At 29.5% G+C, this 19,830-nt stretch carries 18 protein-coding genes; 13 read left to right on the plus strand and 5 right to left on the minus strand.

Going from position 1 to position 19,830, the window contains the following annotated elements; all coding sequences use genetic code 11:
* Positions 1–6: 6 nt before the first annotated feature.
* Together AS157_RS01960 and AS157_RS01965 are read right to left on the minus strand one after the other, a co-directional pair.
* Positions 7–990: a DHH family phosphoesterase gene (locus AS157_RS01960; protein WP_077289886.1), complete on the minus strand. Its 984-nt coding sequence runs from the start codon at positions 988–990 to the stop codon at positions 7–9.
* Entirely contained in the window at positions 991–1,788 is a 798-nt protein-coding gene (locus tag AS157_RS01965) for a purine-nucleoside phosphorylase (RefSeq protein ID WP_077289885.1), read from the minus strand. It lies immediately after the preceding gene.
* 59 nt (positions 1,789–1,847) lie between these two features.
* Here AS157_RS01965 and rpe point away from each other — a divergent pair, with 59 nt between their 5' ends.
* Genes rpe through AS157_RS01985 form a run of 4 tightly spaced genes read left to right on the plus strand, consistent with a single transcriptional unit; the run spans position 1,848 to position 7,411 of the window.
* On the plus strand, positions 1,848–2,492 hold the full coding sequence (gene rpe, locus AS157_RS01970) for a ribulose-phosphate 3-epimerase (RefSeq protein WP_077289884.1): 645 nt from the start codon (positions 1,848–1,850) through the stop codon (positions 2,490–2,492).
* A complete protein-coding gene (locus AS157_RS01975; RefSeq protein WP_077289883.1) occupies positions 2,489–4,963 on the plus strand; it encodes a helix-hairpin-helix domain-containing protein in 2,475 nt (824 codons plus the stop codon). The genes rpe and AS157_RS01975 overlap by 4 nt, the downstream gene beginning before the upstream one ends.
* Positions 4,953–5,390 (plus strand): hypothetical protein, encoded by a 438-nt coding sequence (locus AS157_RS01980; RefSeq protein WP_077289882.1) that lies wholly within the window; start codon positions 4,953–4,955, stop codon positions 5,388–5,390. Before AS157_RS01975 ends, AS157_RS01980 begins: the two co-directional genes overlap by 11 nt.
* The gene (locus AS157_RS01985; protein WP_077289881.1) at positions 5,387–7,411 is read left to right on the plus strand and encodes an efflux RND transporter permease subunit; all 2,025 of its coding nucleotides are present in this window, start codon (positions 5,387–5,389) and stop codon (positions 7,409–7,411) included. The genes AS157_RS01980 and AS157_RS01985 overlap by 4 nt, the downstream gene beginning before the upstream one ends.
* Before the next feature lie 21 nt (positions 7,412–7,432).
* Here AS157_RS01985 and AS157_RS01990 read toward each other — a convergent pair whose 3' ends face one another.
* Positions 7,433–8,611, minus strand: a complete 1,179-nt coding sequence (locus AS157_RS01990) for a hypothetical protein (protein WP_077289880.1) — start codon at positions 8,609–8,611, stop codon at positions 7,433–7,435.
* Between the two features lie 81 nt (positions 8,612–8,692).
* On the opposite strand from AS157_RS01990, the gene AS157_RS01995 reads away from it, so the two are divergent.
* The 8 genes from AS157_RS01995 to rnr are packed head-to-tail and all read left to right on the plus strand — an operon-like array spanning position 8,693 to position 17,026.
* Entirely contained in the window at positions 8,693–9,907 is a 1,215-nt protein-coding gene (locus AS157_RS01995) for a hypothetical protein (protein WP_077289879.1), read from the plus strand.
* Positions 9,897–10,871, plus strand: a complete 975-nt coding sequence (locus AS157_RS02000) for an AI-2E family transporter (protein WP_077289878.1) — start codon at positions 9,897–9,899, stop codon at positions 10,869–10,871. Before AS157_RS01995 ends, AS157_RS02000 begins: the two co-directional genes overlap by 11 nt.
* Positions 10,855–11,610 carry a nucleoside triphosphate pyrophosphohydrolase gene (mazG, locus tag AS157_RS02005; RefSeq protein WP_077289877.1) on the plus strand — a complete coding sequence of 252 codons (756 nt, stop codon included), beginning with the start codon at positions 10,855–10,857 and terminating at the stop codon, positions 11,608–11,610. The genes AS157_RS02000 and mazG overlap by 17 nt, the downstream gene beginning before the upstream one ends.
* The gene (gene rlmB / locus AS157_RS02010; protein WP_077289907.1) at positions 11,607–12,323 is read left to right on the plus strand and encodes a 23S rRNA (guanosine(2251)-2'-O)-methyltransferase RlmB; all 717 of its coding nucleotides are present in this window, start codon (positions 11,607–11,609) and stop codon (positions 12,321–12,323) included. Before mazG ends, rlmB begins: the two co-directional genes overlap by 4 nt.
* A complete protein-coding gene (locus AS157_RS02015; protein WP_077289876.1) occupies positions 12,304–12,963 on the plus strand; it encodes a response regulator transcription factor in 660 nt (219 codons plus the stop codon). The genes rlmB and AS157_RS02015 overlap by 20 nt, the downstream gene beginning before the upstream one ends.
* A 4-nt stretch (positions 12,964–12,967) precedes the next feature.
* Positions 12,968–13,660, plus strand: coding sequence for a zinc metallopeptidase (locus tag AS157_RS02020; RefSeq protein WP_077289875.1), 693 nt, complete (start codon positions 12,968–12,970; stop codon positions 13,658–13,660).
* Positions 13,657–14,907, plus strand: a complete 1,251-nt coding sequence (locus AS157_RS02025) for a 16S rRNA (cytosine(967)-C(5))-methyltransferase (RefSeq protein ID WP_077289874.1) — start codon at positions 13,657–13,659, stop codon at positions 14,905–14,907. The genes AS157_RS02020 and AS157_RS02025 overlap by 4 nt, the downstream gene beginning before the upstream one ends.
* A gap of 4 nt (positions 14,908–14,911) precedes the next feature.
* On the plus strand, positions 14,912–17,026 hold the full coding sequence (gene rnr, locus AS157_RS02030; RefSeq protein ID WP_077289873.1) for a ribonuclease R: 2,115 nt from the start codon (positions 14,912–14,914) through the stop codon (positions 17,024–17,026).
* A gap of 3 nt (positions 17,027–17,029) precedes the next feature.
* Here the strand turns inward: rnr and AS157_RS02035 are convergent, their stop codons facing one another.
* Positions 17,030–17,248, minus strand: a complete 219-nt coding sequence (locus tag AS157_RS02035) for a hypothetical protein (protein ID WP_075666464.1) — start codon at positions 17,246–17,248, stop codon at positions 17,030–17,032.
* Between the two features lie 101 nt (positions 17,249–17,349).
* Between AS157_RS02035 and ligA the strand changes: the two genes are divergently transcribed.
* Positions 17,350–19,335, plus strand: coding sequence for an NAD-dependent DNA ligase LigA (gene ligA / locus AS157_RS02040; RefSeq protein ID WP_077289872.1), 1,986 nt, complete (start codon positions 17,350–17,352; stop codon positions 19,333–19,335).
* Here the strand turns inward: ligA and AS157_RS02045 are convergent.
* Positions 19,318–19,830 (minus strand): hypothetical protein, encoded by a 513-nt coding sequence (locus AS157_RS02045; RefSeq protein ID WP_077287992.1) that lies wholly within the window; start codon positions 19,828–19,830, stop codon positions 19,318–19,320. The two genes, ligA and AS157_RS02045, sit on opposite strands and share 18 nt — an antisense overlap.

Here is a 19,830-nt window from a genome sequence, read left to right on the forward strand (position 1 = left end):
ACTTGGCTACCTTTGCGATGAAAAAGTAGCCTTAGTTAACTTAATTACCTCCTTAATTATATCTTCTATATTCCCATTCATGGTCACACCAGCCGCCCTTGGATGGCCTCCTCCCCCGAGGGAAAACGCAATCTTGCTTACATCAAACCACTCTTTCGACCGAAAACTTATATGAATTTCTCCCTTTACATATTCATAGAAAAATATGGCAATTTCTACTCCTTTAATAGCCCTGATCTCACTCACAAATCCTCCACTATCTTCATCAGTACAATTGAACTCTTCATAATCTTCTTTTGATAAAAACGAATATGCAACTTTTCCATCACATTCTACTCTTAAATTATCAATCATTCTAGATAATAATTTAAACTGTTCAAGTCTTTTGTTTTCCAATATCATTCTTGCAATAACATCAGGTCTTGCACCTAGTGAGATCAAATATGCCGCATCATTAAAAACCCTTTCATCTGCATTTGAATATCTAAAAAATCCCGTATCAGTTTCTATTCCCATTAAATTTACTAATGCAAGTTTTTCATCATATTCAACTTGAAGTTCCTTGTTAATCCTTAAAACCATTTGGGCAGTAGCTCCAAAAGAAGGATCCACCCAATTTATATCTCCAAAATAAGTGTTAGTAGCATGATGATCAATAACTATGACTTTAAAATCTTTTAACACTTCTGAAAATCTTCCAACTCTATCCGGACTAGAGGCATCAACTACTACTATAACATCTGGATTAAACCCATATATATCTATTTCATCATAATTTCTAATATACTTTACTTCATCAATCTCGTGAAAATAACCTGGAATTTTCCAATCAATTGAAGATAGAATTTCTTTCCCTAATTTTTTTAGCCCTAATGAAAGAGATAACACTGAGCTTATATCATCACCATCTGGCATTATATGACCAATTACAACTATTTTTTTTGCTTCATTTAAGGTTCCAACAATATTCAAAAACTCATTCGCAACCAATCAAGCCACCTCCAAAGACTTTAAAACTATTTTTGAGAATTTATCTTTTACTCTATTTGCAACTTCTACAACTTCTTTATGTGATAATGGCTGATCCAAAACACCTGCTGCCATATTTGTTACACAAGACAACACAAGACAATCTATTCCACAGTGCTTTGCAGCAATTATTTCAGGAACCGTTGACATTCCCACTACATCAGCCCCTAATTTTCTAAATCCTCTTATCTCAGCAGGTGTTTCATAGCTTGGGCCTAAAACGGCCATATAAACTCCTTGTGGCAAATCAAAACTTTCTTTTAACCTTTCAGCCCATTCTTTATCTAAAATAGTCGACATATCTGGAAATCTCGGTCCAAACTCTTCGTAATTTGGACCACGCAACGGATTTTTAAATTGGAAATTGATAATATCTTTTACCAAAACAATATCTCCAGGTTTTAATAACTTATTTATTCCTCCTGCTGCGTTTGTAATTATTAATTTCTTTACACCTAATTTGTTTAAAACATAAATCACAAATTTTATTACTTCAGGAGACCATCCTTCATACAAATGGAACCTTCCCTTTAGTACAACTACACGTTTCCCGGATAATTTACCAAAAACCAATTTTCCTTCATGACCTGCAACCGTAGAATGTGGAAAATTTGGAATTTCTTCATATGCTATTTCATTTGAATCTTCTATTTTATCCGCTAAAAAACCAAGACCGGATCCTAAAATTAATCCTATATCCGGTTTAAAATCAACTTTTGCTCTAATATATTCAACTGTTTGCAAAATTTTTTCCTTCACTATTTCCACCTCCTCGTGTTATAATTATTATAACATAAATTTGTTAGGGGGAATGAAAAATGACTAAATTAAGTGGTTCAATCCTTGCGGCAGATTTTTCAAATTTGAAGTCTGAAATAAAAAGAGTGGAAAATTACATTGACGAACTCCATATAGACGTTATGGACGGTCATTTTGTTCCAAATTTAACCTTTGGTTTTCCATTGCTCAAAGCAGTTAAAAATATTACGAATTTACCCATAGACGTACATTTAATGGTTACAAATCCAGAATTTCACATTGATAAACTATTAGATTTCGATATTCAAAGAATCACAGTCCACATTGAAAGCACTGTGCACATCCATAGGGCAATTACAAAAATAAAAGAAAATAACATCGAGGCCTTTGTCACACTAAATCCAGGAACTCCCCTTGTATTAATAGAAGAAGTTATTCCTTATGTGGATGGCGTACTGGTAATGAGTGTAAACCCAGGGTTTTCCGGTCAAAAATTTATAGCAAAATCTATCGAAAAAATTAAAACTCTAAACAACTGGAAACAAAAATACGGAATGAACTATTCAATTGCAGTAGATGGTGGGGTAAACTCCTCAAATGCCGATGTTGTAGTATCCGCTGGTGCGAACATTTTAATAATGGGCTATGGTATTTTCAAAAATCCTGATCTTGAAAATCTGAGCAACCAATTAAGGGGAAAATGATCACCGCAATAGTTTCTCCTTATTCTTTTAAAGGATCTATTCTAAAAATTGAAGACACTGTAAGATATGCTTCAAGTCAAGAGGCAAAGGTTTTGGTATTGTGTGATAATAACTTTCATGCAACTGTAAAATTTATAGAAACTTGCAAAAAATACCACATTAAACCTATAATTGCGTATCCATACAATGACAAGGTATTTTATGCGAAAAACACGGATGAGTTGTATTCGTTATTTAATGCATATTCCAACAATTCTTTTCAAAAATTAAATCTTAATTACATAGATAAAGATCAAGTTTATTTTGCATATTACTTGCCCGGAAAAAGAAAGGTCTATGAAACATTTTCTAAATTCTTGGGTATCTTACCCGTCGAAAAAGGTGTATTAAAAAAAATTTATTGCAATTTAGATGTTTCAGATTACAAAATTACATCTTTTCAAACACTTCCAAAAGCACCATCAAATTTTATAAACCCGGAAAAAATCAAAAATCCCACATATAAAAAAAGATTAAAATATGAGTTAGAAATCATAAAAGCCAAAAATTTCTTAGATTACTTCTACACAGTCCACAAAATAACAAATATTGCAAAAAAAAATAATATTAAAATTGGTCCTGGAAGGGGAAGTGCTGTAGGCTCTTTGCTGTCGTACATGCTTGGAATAACAAAAATTGACCCTCTAAAATACAATCTGTTATTTGAAAGATTTCTAAACAAAGGAAGAAAAGAACCACCGGATATAGATTTAGATGTTGAAGATGAAAAACGGAAAAAACTTATAGAACTACTTAAAGAAGAATTCAAATATGTGTACCACATAAGTACGTTCTCTAATATTGGATTAAAAACACTAAAAAAAATTGCATTCGAAACCAATGTATCTTATTTAGAACTAAATGATCTTTTGGGGTTACCTATTCATAAAAGTATTCACGCTGCAGGCATAATTATATCTACATCACCTTTAAAACTTCCAATAAAAGATAATATAATTGAATGGGATATGGACTCTTTACAAAAAATTGGATATATAAAATTTGATATTCTAGGCTTAAAAACTTTGACAATTCTTTCTGAACTTGAAAATGTACTTGGAAAGCCAAAATTGGATAGTGAAACGTTCAATTTCATATCTAAAGGCTATACCAACGGAATTTTTCAACTTGAAAGTAATATCGCAAAAAAAATTATTAGATTGATTAAACCAAAATCCATAAACGAACTTTCAATAGTTATTTCCCTTAACAGGCCCGGACCTTTAAAATCTAATCTAGATAAAAAATTGGCAAGTGCCAAATGGAAAAATCAAAAAGGCAAATTAGATATACTTGATGAGACATATGGAATATTGATATTTCAAGAACAAATAATGAAAATTGCAAAAAACTATGCGGAATTTTCCGACGAAGAAGCAGACATTTTGAGAAAAGCAGTTTCAAAAAAAGATAAAAACATAATGAAACCTTTAATGGAAAAATTTAGAAATAACCTTCTAAAAAAATTCTCCGAAAATGAAGTAAACGAATTAGTTGAAATTATTTTAGAATTTTCAGAATATGCATTTAACAAATCTCACGCCGTTGCATATTCTCATATATCGTATTATCTTTCATATTTCAAAAAACACTATCCAAAAGAATTTTATACAATACTTTTAAAATACGATACTTCAAAAATAGAAAAGATAATTTTTGAAATTCAATCAAGGGGATTCAAAATTTCTTCCCCTAATATCGAAAATAGAAAAGATAAAAATACTTTTTATATCCCTCTATTTTTAATAAAAGGTATAAACGAAAATCTTGAAAGAAAAATACTTGAAAACTCTCCATACAATTCTTTAGAAGAGTTTATTCAAAAAAATCCAAATTTAAATTACTCGGTAATTGAATCCTTAATCAAAGTTGGAAGTTTTGATTATCTTTCAAATAATAGAAGGGAACTTTTATTTAAATTAAAAGAAATTAGGAATGGAATAAATGAAAAAATTTTGGAATTATCTAATAAACTATTTGGTAAAAAGATTAGTGAAGAAATAAAAGAAGAAAAAGCATGGGAACGCTGCGATATGGAATACAATACTTTGGGATTTTGTATTTCAAAACCATTTACAGATAACGAATTAGAAAACCAACTTGCCCCACTTTCAATAGCTTTTTCAAGGGATCAAAAATTAGCAATTAATGTTAAATCAATTGCCGGATATGCAAGTGATGGTATCTCCACAATTAAACTAAATATCCCCGACGGAATTTATACATTGATATATGATAGGGAATTAAAAATAATTCCAGGTTATAGAAAAGTAACTTACAGTGTAAACAATCTACCACCAAAAAACTTTTTAGAAAAAGGAAACACCAATGAATACCTCTACGTTAAAAATAATAATCTAAAAATAAAAGGTGCAAGGCCTCTATTTGACGATTATAAAATAATGATAGAAGGTGAAAGAGATGTATATTAATTTTGAAATTTGTAGTAAATGCAAAGGTAAATGTTGCAAGAATTATCCAGGACTTGCCCTTCCAAATGACTTTGGTAATACAAAAGAAGAAATTTACAAAAATCTAATTGATGCTTTCAAATCCGGAAATTGGTGCATAGATTGGGAGAAAAAAGAGGAATATTTTGTGAGACCTTCGATAAAAGGAAAAGAATTTCAAGTTTTTGATCATTCCATATCCGGTGAATGCACTTTTTTAACGGAGAGGGGATGTAAACTTACAAAAGAAAAACGTCCCAGTGGATGTTTACTTTTAGAACCAAAGGAAAATGAAAAATGCGTCCAACATTTAAAAAAACAAAAAGTCATGAATGAATGGAAAAAATTTCACAATATTTTAATTAATGCTGCTATTGAAGCAGAAAAATTTGAAGGTGATAAATTATGAAAAAACTTATAATTTTTTCTATCGTTATTTTACTATCTATCTTAATAATAATCTTTAAAGGAAAGGTATATACAGGTCCAGAAGTATTTCTTCCTGGTTTTAAACATGGACAAAATATAGAAGAAATAAACAATGAAAATATTAAAAATTTTATAAGACTTGGCAAAGACTTTAATGATGGTAACACAATCTTTGTTATACTTTATTCTGAAAAAACATTTTTTAACAGTGAACAAACAACAAAATTAATAAAGTTAGAAAAAGCTCTCTTAAAAATGAAAAACATAACTACAATCTTAAGTCCTACAAACATTCCAAAAGCAAATTTTTCATCACAAAACTATGTAAAAAATAACACTCTACAAAAAGATATTCTAAAAGACAAAATGGCACAAAATTTAATAAGCAAAGATGGAAAATACTGCATAATTAACGTAATTTTCAGACCAAATGTAGATTCAAGAAAAGATATCTCAAAAATTGAAAACATAGTAACAAATTACTTTAAAAACTTTTATTTATTTGGGGAACCAGTTATTGATAGCTATCTTTTTAAAGAATTACTAAAACAAATGTATTTCTATCCTGTTATAATGTTCTCTTTAATACTATTGTTTTTTTACTACCAAACAAAATCATTCAAATCTTCACTATTTATACTTTTATCTCCCATACTTTCTACGTTAATAACAATTGCTATGCTCTTCCTCACGGGAAGACCTTTAAATACGCTAACTGTAATGATTTTTTCATTTCTTTTGATAATAGGTTCCGGGTATGGTTTACACTATTATAATTCTTTTTACAAAAACAAGGATTTCAAAAAGACAAAATCTCATATTTTAGCTCCTATTCTGTTTTCAATGTTAACAACCGCTGCTGGATTCTTATCTTTCATTTTTGTAAAGATTGAATCTTTTAAAGAACTAGGTGTTTTGGTCTCTATAGGGCTTGCAATAAATGTAATAATAATTTTTGAGCTTTCACCATTAATTCTATCACTCGGAAAAAAAGAACCTGAAAAATTTGGTATAAAATACTTGGGAGACAAAGTTGCTATCTTCTCTCTAATAACTTTTGTTGTTTTAATAATATTTTCCCCATTAATTCTTAAAAATATCTCAATAAAATCTGACATGTTGTCGTATTTTTCAGAAAACTCACAACTTGGAAAGGCAACAAAAATTATGCAAAATGTTTTTAACTTTAGAGAACCTATATCATTGGTTATAGAAAATGAGAAAGTATTCCTTGCCTCTGACAATACAAAATTAAAGAAATTTACAAGAGAACTTGAAAAGGCTGAACTTATCTCCAATGTCAATTTTCCACTCAATATTCCTATACCACTACTATACAATTTTTCAAAGACAAATCCCGTTTTAAAATATTACATTGCCAATAAAAATAAGATCAGATTATTAATCTACCTAACTCAAGATGGTTATAACAACGTCGACAAAGTAGTCAAATTAATAAAAAAATACATACCTTATGATAACTTCTATGTGGCCGGTTCTTCTTTAATATGGCATGATATAAATAACAGTATATTAAATGCACAATTACAGACTATCTTATTTGCAAGTATCATAATCTTTCTCATGGTTTTAATTACTTTTAAATCAATCAAAATAACCTTAAGTGTAATAATCCCAATAAGCTTTACCACAATTTTCAATTTTATCTTTATGGCAATTTTTAAAATTAACCTAGATATTTCAACATCCATAACTTCTAGTATTTTAATGGGCTTAGTTATCGACTATTCGATACATCTTGCAAATGACAGAAATTTAACAAAATCTTCAAAACAGTCGATAATAAACGTCGGTCCTCCAATTCTTGCAAATGGTATAGGATTGATACTGGGATTTTCCGTTCTACTTTTCTCTTCTTTAAAACTTTTCAAATCAATAGCGTTATTGTTAATACTTGGTATATCTACCGGTCTTTACTTTACACTGATAATACAGCCATTTCTATTAAATTTCACAAAAAATAAAAAAAGACCTCTCTGATTTATCAGAGAGGTCTTTTTCTTAAAACGCCGTCAATCCACCTATAAACAAACTCTTTGTCCATTCGTTTTCTTCCCAGCTATAAACAATTCCCGCAACGAAACTTTCACCGAGTATAGGATATGAAATTTTTAAATATACTTCTGTATTTTCATCTAAGAAACCATTCTCAAATGGTGTGGAATCGTAATAATATCCATCAACAAACAATCCCGGAAAGCTAGCTATTTCTGGTAATATAATTCTTACGTTTCCCTCAGCAACTGGTGTAACACCATCTAAAGTACCATAAACGTAAAATTCACCATTACCATATGGCATCAAATCCACTGACATACCTAACAAATATCCAGATCTATCCTCTAAATTTTCTAAACCATCTAAACTTTGATTTGATTTTAAATAATTATAGTTTTTATCAAACAAAAATGGAACATAGCCATTTCTAAAATAATATACTCCACCAACTGGCTCTAAAACTCCAAAATCTCCATAAACTCCTACAAAGACACCATTTCCTATAGAAGAAAAACTCTCATCTGATTGTAAAGCAAATTCAACTCCCAATTTTACAACATTAACTAATGGTACGTATATTGCAACACCACCTGCATATTTAACAGGTGTAGAATTGTCAATTACAAAAGTATCCGTTGCCTCAGTGTCAGTTATACCGTATACTTGTAATTCCACAAATCCTGCTTTATACACAAAGTCACCAAAAAATACAGTATCAGATTGTAAAACTTCAAAAGGTACAAATTTGGTAATCTCGTATGGTATATGTGTATAAAGCCCAAAATCAGATAAATTAAATTTTAAATCAAATGCCCTAGTATTTTTGTTAATGTACTTCCTCATATTAAACCCTAAAGCCAAAGTAGTAGGTTTAACTAAACCGTACCTAAACTCAAAATTATCCGTTTTTATTCCCAGAGTATTTAAAACAAATGCATTAATTATGTTAGTACTCGGTGTAGAAGAAGGAATTCCATAATAAAACTCTCCATAAACTACATCAGTGGCATAAGCTGTAAATCCAATTCCCAAAGTCAAAGGTCCAAAAGAAAATTCAGGGGTTAATTCATACACAAAATACTTTTCATTATTTTTTTCAATTGTACCAATACTAAGAGGAATATTTGAAAATACAAACAATGTAAACGTAAAAATTAATAACGTAATTAAAAATTTTCTCATAATATCACCTCCACATAATTCTTCGTAATTTTATTATACCACAGTTATGGTATAATTTATTTTGAATCTAGGGGGGATTTTATGTTTGATTTTTCCAAAACAGAAAAGTTGCTTGTATTCTCACTTGCAAACCTTGCTATAATCTCAAAATACAAAGTTAAATTTAACAAAAATGAAATACTATTCTCTGCAGATCGCATAGTTACTAAATTTCTTAAAGATGTCGATTTTAAAATATTAAAAGCAGATAATAAGATTGATTCCCCTGTAATTGAAAATGCAACAATTTTATTTTATAATATTCCAGATGAATCGCTCGACAAGTTAAAATCTATGTTTTTAAATAACGTAACGGTACTAGAGTCAAACAGCGAAGGTGAAGTCTTTCTAAACGAAAATAACAATTCAAAAATTTATATAAATGGTTTTTTAGTTGCCACAGAAAAGAATTTTCTATTTAGCTATAATATAAAAAAACCAACAAAAACTATTATAAAAAAAATCGAAAAATTAGAATTGCCATTTAAAAGAACAGCGTATGTTCATAAGATAAAGACTATCTTATTAAATTGCGAAAAAGCGGAAATTGCAATGTACCTCGCAAAAGATTTAGAAAAACTTGATGGAGGACAAGCACATGATGAGATAAACTGGAAAGATGTACAATTACACGCGGTAAAATTGCTTAATGCCCTCAACAAATACTTGTTTATAACAAAAAGTGACTATGTAAAATATTATTACTTAATAGATACGGCAATTGAAAGTGGATATAAACCAGTTTATATTTCGCAAAACATAAAAGATATAGTAGAAAGTGAAAAAGATTTTTTAGGAAAAAATATAAACACTATTAATGTTTTTCTTGAAAAATACTCAAAAAATTTTGAATTTGCCTACATAAATAAAGATCAGCTAACCGATGTAGAAAGAGAAAACTTAAAAATAGTCGAAAAACTACTCAAAGACTTAGCAGTAGAATTAGAAATAAAAATATCAACAAATATGTTGGAAACAAAAAATAAAAAGTATCATGTCAAAAACAGAATTCTTATATTAAAAAAAGAAATTTTATCCAACATTGACCTTACTTTAGAAAATGCAATCGAAGGTATTGGAAGAATACTATATCCAAAAGTAGATGCTAATCGAGCAATCTTAAACCTATTTGTCAAATTTTTAAAAGATAAGCAAAATAAATTTACACATGTCTCTAAAATAAATCAAAAAGAATCAATTATCAATAAATTTCTTAACAAATTCAAAAAAAAAGATGGTGAAAGAAATGTTAGATAGTTTTATACTCTTATTTTATTTCGTTATATTCCTAATCATATTAAAAATTTCACCATTTGTTTTAGGAGCAGTAGTAATTGGTTTTTATATTTCTATTGTACTTGACGTTCCTGCAAAATATCTTTCAAGAAAGTTAAATCCAAAACTTTCAAAGGTTATCTCGTACTCATTACTCTTATCTTTGATTTTTTACTCTTCTATAAATTTTTTTCCAATAATCTTCTTAGAGGGGAAAAAAATATTTTCAGAATTAACCAAACTTTCTATTCCAAACAATACAACACTTCCAAAATGGCTCCTAGATTTTATAAACAACTCTAATCGACAAATTTCAAATTTCGCGTTAAATATTTTTAATAAAATCATCAGTTTTACTCCATCTTTAATAACAATGGTAATTTTAATAACAATCACCACAGTTGCAGTTGCAAATTTAAAAGAATATTTAAAAAAACGCGTAAAAAATTTTTTCATAAAAGATCCAGAAAAAGGATACAATTTTATAAAGAAATTTTACAAAGACTTTGAAAAATTTGTAAGTGGACAGGTAATTATTGCAATGCTTGTAGGGCTTATAGTTGGAATTCTTGCATGGGTCTTTAAAATTAAGGGGGCGTTTTTTCTTGGAGTAATTTCATTTATAACGGATTTTATACCGTTTCTAGGAGTTGTAATTGTATCAATTCCCATGTTAATGCTTGGATATTCATCATTAGGTATAAAAGGTATAATAATTAGTATCTTAATTTTGGTATTGGCAAATCAATTAGAAAGTTGGGTATTTGCCCCCAAAATCCAAAGCGAGAATTTTAACATACATTGGTTTATATTAATAATTTCTCTGCTCATTTTTGGGGATATACTTGGATTCATAGGAATACTAATAGCTATTCCTTCTCTTTTGTTTATAAAAAGATATTGGCTTGAATACATTTTGGGAGGTAATTATGGGAAAAATAGGTGAAAAGTTTGAAGAATTACTCCAAATTATGGAAACCCTTAGGGGAACAAATGGTTGTTCGTGGGATAGAAAACAAACCCATGAATCTCTAATTCCATATTTAATTGAAGAAACCTACGAATTTGTTGAAGAAGTTAAAAATCAAAATTACGAAAATATGGTTGAAGAATTAGGGGATATTCTCTTACAAGTAATCTTTCATGCACAAATTGGAAAAGAAAAAAAAGAATTTACAATCGAAGATATAATCAACACTCTGATTAACAAATTAATTAGAAGGCATCCACATGTCTTTGGAAACGAAAAAGATTTTTCATATGAACGCTGGGAAAAAATAAAAGCACTTGAAAAGGGAGAAAAACACTTCTCAAAAATTGGAAAAGTAAACAATTCACTCCCTGCCCTTTCACTTGCAAGAAGAATACAAGAAAACGCTGCAAACGTTGGTTTTGACTGGGATAATATAGAAGATGTATACGAAAAAGTATACGAAGAACTTGAAGAACTTAAAAACTCCAAAAACGCAAATGAAATAGAAGAAGAATTTGGTGATTTATTATTTTCAATAGTAAATCTTTCAAGATTTTTAAAAGTTGATCCAGAAGTCTCATTAAGAAACGCAACACAAAAATTTGTAAATAGGTTTAAAAAGATGGAAGAATTAATCGAAAAGGATGGAGGAAAAATGGAGGATCTATCAATTAACGAACTAGAACAATATTGGAAGGAGTCAAAAAAGTGAAAGTGTATGGTAGAAATGTTCTAAAAGAAATATTGGAAAATGATGTATCTGTAAAAATGGTTTACTTTTCAAATTCAAAATCAAGAGATTTAGAAAAATTAATCGAAAGTGTCAAACAAAAAAACATGCCATATACAATAGCTAATGATAAAATACTAGAAAGGATTTCAAATGAAAAAAAACACCAAGGGGTTGTAATCGACATTGGAAAGTTTGAATATAAAGATGAATTAATAATTGAAGAAATAACCAACCCATTTATTGTTATTCTAGATCAAATACAAGATCCACATAATTTTGGTGCAATCATTAGGACTTCTGTTGCAACTGGTGTTGATGCAATAGTAATCCCAAAAAACAACTCAGTAAAGGTAACACCAGCTGTCGTGAAAGTTTCTGTAGGGACAATATTTAAAACAAATATAGTTCAAGTAACAAACCTCTCAAGATTTATAGAAAAAATAAAAAAGTTAGGTGTATGGGTATATGGTGCTGCAATGGAAGGAAAAGCGTATCATAAAGTAGATCTAAAAAAACCCGTGGCTTTAGTATTGGGAAACGAAGGAAGTGGTATTAGAGAAAATGTAAAAAATAAATGTGACGATTTAATTTCAATTCCCATGAAAAATAAAGTGGAATCTTTAAATGTATCTGTAAGTGCTGGAATACTACTATACGAGGTGTTTAGAAAAAATGAAAATACTAATAGTTGAAGATGATGAAAAATTAAGAAGATTATTAGAATTAGAATATAAACACGAAAATTGTACAGTTGAAACTTGTGAATTTGGTGAAGATGCCATACTTTTGTATGATAAATTCAAACCTGATGTCGTAATTTTGGACGTTATGCTGCCAGATATAGATGGTACAGAAGTTGCCAAAAAAATAAGAAAAATGGATCCAACAGCTGGTATAATAATGCTAACAGCTCTTTCTCAAAAAAAAGATAAATTAGAAGGATTCGAAAGTGGTGCAGACGATTATGTAGTAAAACCTTTCGATTTTGAAGAATTGTTTGCAAGAACCAAAGCACTTGCAAGGAGAAAAGGAATAACTTTTGAAAAAGAAATTAACATAGGAGAACTAAAAATAAATTTACAAAAGCGAGAAGTATTACACAAATCAAAACCTGTAAATCTTTCTAAAACAGAGTTTGATTTACTTTTTTATCTTGTTAAAAATTCAAATAGAACAGTTCCAAAAGAAGAAATTTTAAACGCAGTCTGGGGAATTTCGTATGAAGGTTCTGAAAATATAGTTGAAGTATATATAAACTATCTAAGAAAAAAAATATCACCGGATTTAATAAAAACTATTAGAGGAGTGGGCTATACAATAAATTGGAGGTGAAAAGGTGTTTTTCTTTGACCCAACCTTTATAATTCTAATACCTGGTATCCTTTTGGCACTTATTGCGCAAATGTACGTTCAAGAAAGATTTTCAAAATACTCTAGAATTCCATCTAGCCTAAATATGACAGGTGCTGAACTTGCAAAATTTATGTTGGAATCTTCAGGAATTTATAATGTAAAAGTAGAAAGAGTTCCTGGAAATTTAACAGATCACTATGATCCAATAAAAAAAGTTGTTAGACTATCCGATGCCACATACAATTCAAATTCTGTAGCTGCACTCGGAGTAGTTGCACATGAAATTGGTCATGCAATCCAACACGCAAGAAAATATGTGCCATTAATTTTGAGAAATAGTATTGCTCCAGTTGTATCCTTTTCTTCAAATCTTTCATGGATCTTATTTATACTTGGATTTATCTTTATGAACATAGCATTGGTAAGAATTGGAATTCTCTTATTCTCATTAGCAGTTATATTCTCATTAATTACTCTTCCTGTAGAATTTGACGCAAGCAGAAGGGCCATTAAGATTTTGGAAAGCAACTTAATGATGCCAAAAAATGAACTATCTGGTGTAAAAAGTGTACTAGGTGCAGCAGCTATGACTTATATTGCAAGTACGCTAATGGCATTTTTACAACTTTTAAGAATGTTGCTAATTGCAGGATTTCTAGGAGGAAACAGAGATTGAAAAGTGATTTAATCATTGCATACAGACTATTAAGAAAAAAGTTTAAGTCGGGAATATTCTCCACTGAATTTTATAGTGCTTTCTCCTATGTGGAGGAGAAAGCTTTTTTTAAAAACTTGATATTTGGCGTTTTAAGATATCAAGATTATCTAGATTGGGTAATAAATTCTTTTTTGAAAAACAAAGAGATACCTCCGTCAATTCGAACTATCTTAAGAATGGGAACTTTTCAAATATTATTCACAAATAAACCGAATTATTTAATTGTAAATGAAATGGTAGATTTAGTTGAAAAAAAGTCATTCAAAGGACTTGTCAATGCTGTTTTAAGAAAAATATCAAAAATTGGATATATAGAACCAAAAGAAATACACTTAAAATTCTCCCATCCAAAATGGTTAGTTGAATATTGGAAAAGTTTTTTGCCAACAGATTATATAATTAAAATGTTAGAATTAAATCAAAAACCCATCAAAACTACTGCAAGGGTAAATATTAGAAAGATAGAAAGAGACAATATAAAAATAAGCAATTCATCATTTACCACCCATTCTCCTGTAGGAATAGTCTTTGAAAAAATTGAAACAAATCCATGGGAATTTGAAGAATACAAGAAAGGTCTAATTACATACCAAAGTGAATCATCACAGATAATACCTTTACTTGTAGATTTCAAAAAAGATGAATATGTTTTAGATGCATGTGCTGCTCCAGGTGGAAAAGCCACACATATTTTAGAACTGCAAGATGTAAACTTATATGTAAACGATATCGAAAAAGAAAGGATAAAAATCACAGAAGAACAATTCAAAAGATTAAATCTAAAACCAAAAAAAATCTTAAATTGCGATGCTCAAAAAATAAAATTAAATGATTTTTTTGATAAAATCTTTGTTGATGTACCCTGCAGCAGTCTAGGAACAGCAAGAAGAAATCCAGAGGTTTTAAGAAGACAATCTAAGGAAAATTTCCAGAAACTTTCTAAAATTCAACAAAAGATCATATCAAATTTATGGAAAAATCTAAAAAAACATGGATTAATGGTTTATTCTACATGTACAGTAACTATCGAGGAAAACAAAAATACTGTAAATCAACTAAAATCTCTCGGTGAATTTTTGGATATAAGAAACCAATTAGAACAATTTGGGATAAAATATATATGGGATGGCTATGGAGCGCTATTTTATCCAGATGAAACTCTAACACCATTTTATGTTTCAATCATTAGAAAGATAAAGGAGTGAAGAAATGATTACCAAAAGAAAAGTATTAAATTTTATAAATTCAAAAAATTATAAACCTATGCTTCAAAAAGAATTATATAAAGCACTAGGCTTAAAAAATAAAACCGAAAAAAAAGAACTAAGAAAAATACTAAATGATCTTTTATACGAAGGAAAATTATTCAAAGACAGTAAAGGAAGATACAAACCAATAAGCAAAAATATGGTCATTGGTACTATAGAATTCACAAGAAATGGTACAATGGCATTTGTTTGGACAGAATCCGGAGAAGAAATTGCTATTCCCGCCGAAAAAGCAGGAAGAGCTATACATAAAGACAAGGTAATAGTAGAAATAGAGGGAAAATGGTATGACATACCTGAAGGAAGAGTAATAAAAATAATTGATCACGGGTTAAAAAAGGTAGTGGGAACATTTCAACCTATTGGAAGAGCTGCATTTTTAATCCCAGATGATCCAAAAATTCAATATGATTTTTATATCCCCATAGAATTTTTCAATAATGCAAAACCTGGTCAAAAAGTAGTAGGGAAGATTTTAAAATATCCTACCCCTACGAAAAATCCCGTTGCAAAAATTGTAGAAGTATTAGGTTATGCCGATGATCCTGCAACTGATTTTCCAACTGTAATCGTAAAACACGATATAAATATATCTTTTCCAAACGAAGTTATGCAAGAAGCATCAAAAATTCCTGATAAAGTCTTTTCAAGAGACATTAAAAATAGAAAAGATTTTAGAAATGAATTAGTAGTAACAATTGATGGACCAGATGCAAAGGATTTTGATGATGCTGTAAGTGTAAAAAAATTAAAAAATGGAAACTACCTACTTGGAGTACATATTGCAGATGTTTCACACTATGTAAAAAAAGATAGCTTTCTAGACAAAGAAGCGTTTAAACGCGGAACAAGTATTTATTTAATCGATAGAGTCATTCCAATGTTACCTTTTAAATTATCACATGGAATTTGTAGTTTGGTTCAAGGTGAAGATCGTTTGGTAATGTCGTTAACAATGGAAATCAACAAAGATGGTAAAGTAGTTGATTTTGAAGTTACAAAGGGAGTAATAAGAAGCAATAGAAGACTTGTATACGACGATGTAAACGCTCTTTTTGAAGGAAAAGAAGAAGCAATAAAAAAGATTGGAGACTTAAGAAAAGAATTATTGCTAATGAAGGAATTAAAAGATATTTTAAGAAAAGCTCGAAAAGAAAGAGGGGCAATTTTAGACATAGAAGGTGGAGAAGTTAAGATCATTCTAGATGAAAAAGGGCACGCAGTCGATATTATCCCAAGGAAAAGGGGAGAAGCAGAGGTTATCATAGAAGAATTTATGATAAAAGCAAATGAAACCATCGCAGAAATTTTTCATCATCTTGATTTGCCATTTGTATATAGAGTACATGAACAACCTGATCCAGATACAATTATCCAATTAAAAAATTATTTAGCAGCTTTAGGGATAGAATTTAAAGTTCCAAAAAAGATACAACCCAAAGTATTACAAACATTACTCGAAAAAACCGAAGGACATCCATTAAGGGGGAGTATAGAAAAACTCCTTGTCCGTTCAATGAAACGTGCAATCTATTCAGCTACAAACATTGGACATTTTGGACTTGCCTCATATGCATACACACATTTTACCTCTCCGATAAGGAGATATCCAGATCTTATTGTCCACAGACTTATTAAAAAATTCTTAACTGACAACAAAAAAATATCAAAAAAGCAACTCAAAAAATTAAATGAGAATCTATCAAAAGTTGCCATACATTCAAGTAAAAGAGAGAGAATAGCAGATGAAGCTGAGTGGGATTATATTGCCTTGAAAAAAATTGACTATATATCAAATCACATTGGTGAAGTTTTCGATGTAGTTGTGACTTCCGTCACAAAATTTGGAATGTTCGTAGAAATAATAGATAAAAACATATCAGGATTAATCCATATTTCTACACTGGATGATTATTTCTTATACGATCCCGAAAAAAGTATCTTGATTGGTCAACATACAGGGAAAGTGTACAAAATAGGAGATAAATTAAGGGCAAAAGTTGTAAATGCTAACAAAACTAGAATGCAAATTGATTTTGAAATAAGTGAGGCATAAGCCTCACCTTTTGTTTGTTAAATATCTGACACCTTTTACGATAAGAGCAATTGCTATTAAAACAAGAACTACTGGAAGTACTATTGTTACTAATCCAATAAAAATCAAAACAATTAAAAGAACGCCAAGAACTATAGATAAAATAGGAGATAAAAACGGAAAAAATAAAATCCCTAAAATTATTAAAAATATAACACCTAAAATAGCAAGAAAGTTTATCATATTTATACCTCCCCCAAAAAAATATATTAATTACCGAAAAATATTTTATCATACAATCAAATTTTTTGCAAATTTACAAAAATAATTTGGAGGAAAGTAATATGGATAAAATCAAAGATGAAATTGAAAAATTACGAAAAGAAATTGAATATCATAATTACAGATATTATGTTTTGGCCGATCCGGTAATAAGTGATGAAGAATACGACAAACTTTTAAAAAAATTAATAGATCTAGAAAAAAAATATCCGGAATACTATTCATCAAATTCTCCAACACAAAAAGTGGGAGGAGGATTAATTCAAGGATTTAAAAAAGTGGAACATTCAATTCCCATGCTAAGTTTGGACAATACATACAACGAACTAGAAATGAGAGAATTTGATAATAGAATAAAAAAAATGTTAAAGACAAGCATAGTACAATATGTATGTGAATTAAAAATAGATGGTATTTCCGTTGCAATAAGGTATGAAAATGGGTATTTTAAAACCGCAATCAGTCGTGGCAATGGAATAATTGGCGATGACATTTCAGAAAATGTAAAAAAAATAAAATCAATACCTTTGCGATTATTCAAAAATATTGATATAGAAGTTCGAGGCGAAATTTATATGCCTATTAAAGAATTTGAAAAATACAACAAATCAGCCGAAAAGGAAGGTTTGCAACCTTTTGCAAATCCACGTAATGCAGCAGCTGGGACAATTCGCCAATTGAATTCTTCAATTGTTGCAAGAAGAAACCTTGATTCATTTATTTATCATATAGTAAATCCTGAAAAATACGGATTAACTACTCAATGGGAAGCTTTAAACTTCTTGAAAGAAATAGGGTTTAAAGTTAATCCGCACTCAAAACTGTGCCAAGATATAGAATGTGTTGTAAATTTTTGGAAAAAATGGACCGATGGTAGGAAAAAATTAGATTATTGGATCGATGGATTGGTAATAAAGGTTAATAACTTTGAGTATCAAAAAATTTTGGGAGAAACCACAAAATCACCAAGATGGGCTATTGCTTTTAAATTCCCTGCTATTCAAAAAGAAACCAAAATATTAGACGTAGAATTAAACGTTGGAAAAAGCGGAGTTATTACTCCTGTTGCAATCTTTGAACCAATAGATTTAGATGGCAGCATCGTAAAACGCGCATCATTACATAACTTTGATTACATAAGAGAAAAAGACATTAAAATCGGTGATCACGTCCTCGTTGAAAAAGCGGGAGGTATAATTCCACAAGTTGTAAGCATAATCAAAGAAAAAAGAACAGGTTCCGAAAAAGATATTGAAATTCCAAAAAAATGTCCCATTTGCAATGGCGAAATTGGAAAATTATCTGATGATGAAACCGCCATTAGATGTCTCAATCCGCATTGTCCTCAGAAACTTAAAAGACATTTAGAAATATTTGTATCTAAATCTGCTTTTGATATTTCTGGTATCGGTGAAAAAATTATCGATAAAATAGTTGACGCAAAATTGGTAGATGATGTAGCCGATATATTTTACCTAACTCCCTTTGAGCTAGCACAAATAAGCGGATTAGGTCAAAAATCCATCGCAAAAATTCTAGAACAAATAAATAAAGCAAAACATACTCCACTAAACAGAGTCATTATTGGTCTTGGCATACCATTAGTTGGTGAAAAAACTGCAAAAATACTAGCAAAAAGATTTAAAAGCTTAGAAAACCTATCCAATGCTTCCTATGAAGAGCTAGTTGAAATTGAAAATATAGGTCCTGAAATTGCCAAAAGTATAATAAATTATTTTAAAAACGAAAAAACAAAAGAAATTATTGAAAAATTGAAAAAGGCTGAAGTAAATCTTGAAGAAAAGGAAATGAAAAAATCGGATATATTAAAAGGACTAACATTTGTAATTACAGGTAAATTAAACTCTCTCTCAAGGGATAAAGCTATAGAACTAATAGAATTAAACGGTGGCAAAGTATCAAATTCCGTAAGTACCAAAACAAACTACCTGATAGTCGGTGAAAATCCAGGCTCAAAGTTAAAAAAAGCACAACAGTTAGGTGTAAAAATTCTATCGGAAGAAGACTTTCTAAAAATGATTACTTAATTTCCAAATCTTTCTTGAAAAATCATCCTCATATATAGGGACAAATCTCTTTAAAGATGGAATAAAAAATAAAATTGTATGTATTTCATAAAAATTTCCGCGATTTCTTCTAAAAACAATATATTCCAAAGATCTATTCAAAAGATAGATTAAGTCATACGATAGATGCTTTATATCACCATAATTTAAGGTGATTTCTCCATTTTCCGACTTAATATCTATTCCTAAAAAATCTTTCATTTTTAAAGCTGCATCTATTCTAGCCAAAATTAATGCTTTTTCCAAATCAATCCCACCAGTTTGAGAAATTCCTTCAAAATATAACAAGTCACTATTCTTAAGTAAAACATTATAATATCCTGTATTTATACTGATAATTTCATCATTAGGTTGTAGACAAATTTTATTTTTTCCAATAAAAATACAATTTTCATCGGTATTATTACACCCAAAAAACAATAAAAGTAGAAAAAATAAAATAAATACTTTCTTCAC

The organism is Thermosipho sp. 1244 (genome assembly GCF_018588215.1).
Taxonomy (GTDB): Bacteria; Thermotogota; Thermotogae; order Thermotogales; family Fervidobacteriaceae; genus Thermosipho; species Thermosipho affectus.

Excerpts from the sequence above, each read along its gene's own strand:
- rpe (WP_077289884.1), top strand. The coding sequence starts at position 1,848 with ATGACTAAATTAAGTGGTTCAATCCTTGCGGCAGATTTTTCAAATTTG.
- AS157_RS01975 (WP_077289883.1), top strand. The coding sequence starts at position 2,489 with ATGATCACCGCAATAGTTTCTCCTTATTCTTTTAAAGGATCTATTCTA.
- AS157_RS01980 (WP_077289882.1), top strand. The coding sequence starts at position 4,953 with ATGTATATTAATTTTGAAATTTGTAGTAAATGCAAAGGTAAATGTTGC.
- AS157_RS01985 (WP_077289881.1), top strand. The coding sequence starts at position 5,387 with ATGAAAAAACTTATAATTTTTTCTATCGTTATTTTACTATCTATCTTA.
- AS157_RS01990 (WP_077289880.1), bottom strand. The coding sequence starts at position 8,611 with ATGAGAAAATTTTTAATTACGTTATTAATTTTTACGTTTACATTGTTT.
- AS157_RS01995 (WP_077289879.1), top strand. The coding sequence starts at position 8,693 with ATGTTTGATTTTTCCAAAACAGAAAAGTTGCTTGTATTCTCACTTGCA.
- AS157_RS02000 (WP_077289878.1), top strand. The coding sequence starts at position 9,897 with ATGTTAGATAGTTTTATACTCTTATTTTATTTCGTTATATTCCTAATC.
- mazG (WP_077289877.1), top strand. The coding sequence starts at position 10,855 with ATGGGAAAAATAGGTGAAAAGTTTGAAGAATTACTCCAAATTATGGAA.
- AS157_RS02015 (WP_077289876.1), top strand. The coding sequence starts at position 12,304 with ATGAAAATACTAATAGTTGAAGATGATGAAAAATTAAGAAGATTATTA.
- rnr (WP_077289873.1), top strand. The coding sequence starts at position 14,912 with ATGATTACCAAAAGAAAAGTATTAAATTTTATAAATTCAAAAAATTAT.
- AS157_RS02035 (WP_075666464.1), bottom strand. The coding sequence starts at position 17,248 with ATGATAAACTTTCTTGCTATTTTAGGTGTTATATTTTTAATAATTTTA.
- ligA (WP_077289872.1), top strand. The coding sequence starts at position 17,350 with ATGGATAAAATCAAAGATGAAATTGAAAAATTACGAAAAGAAATTGAA.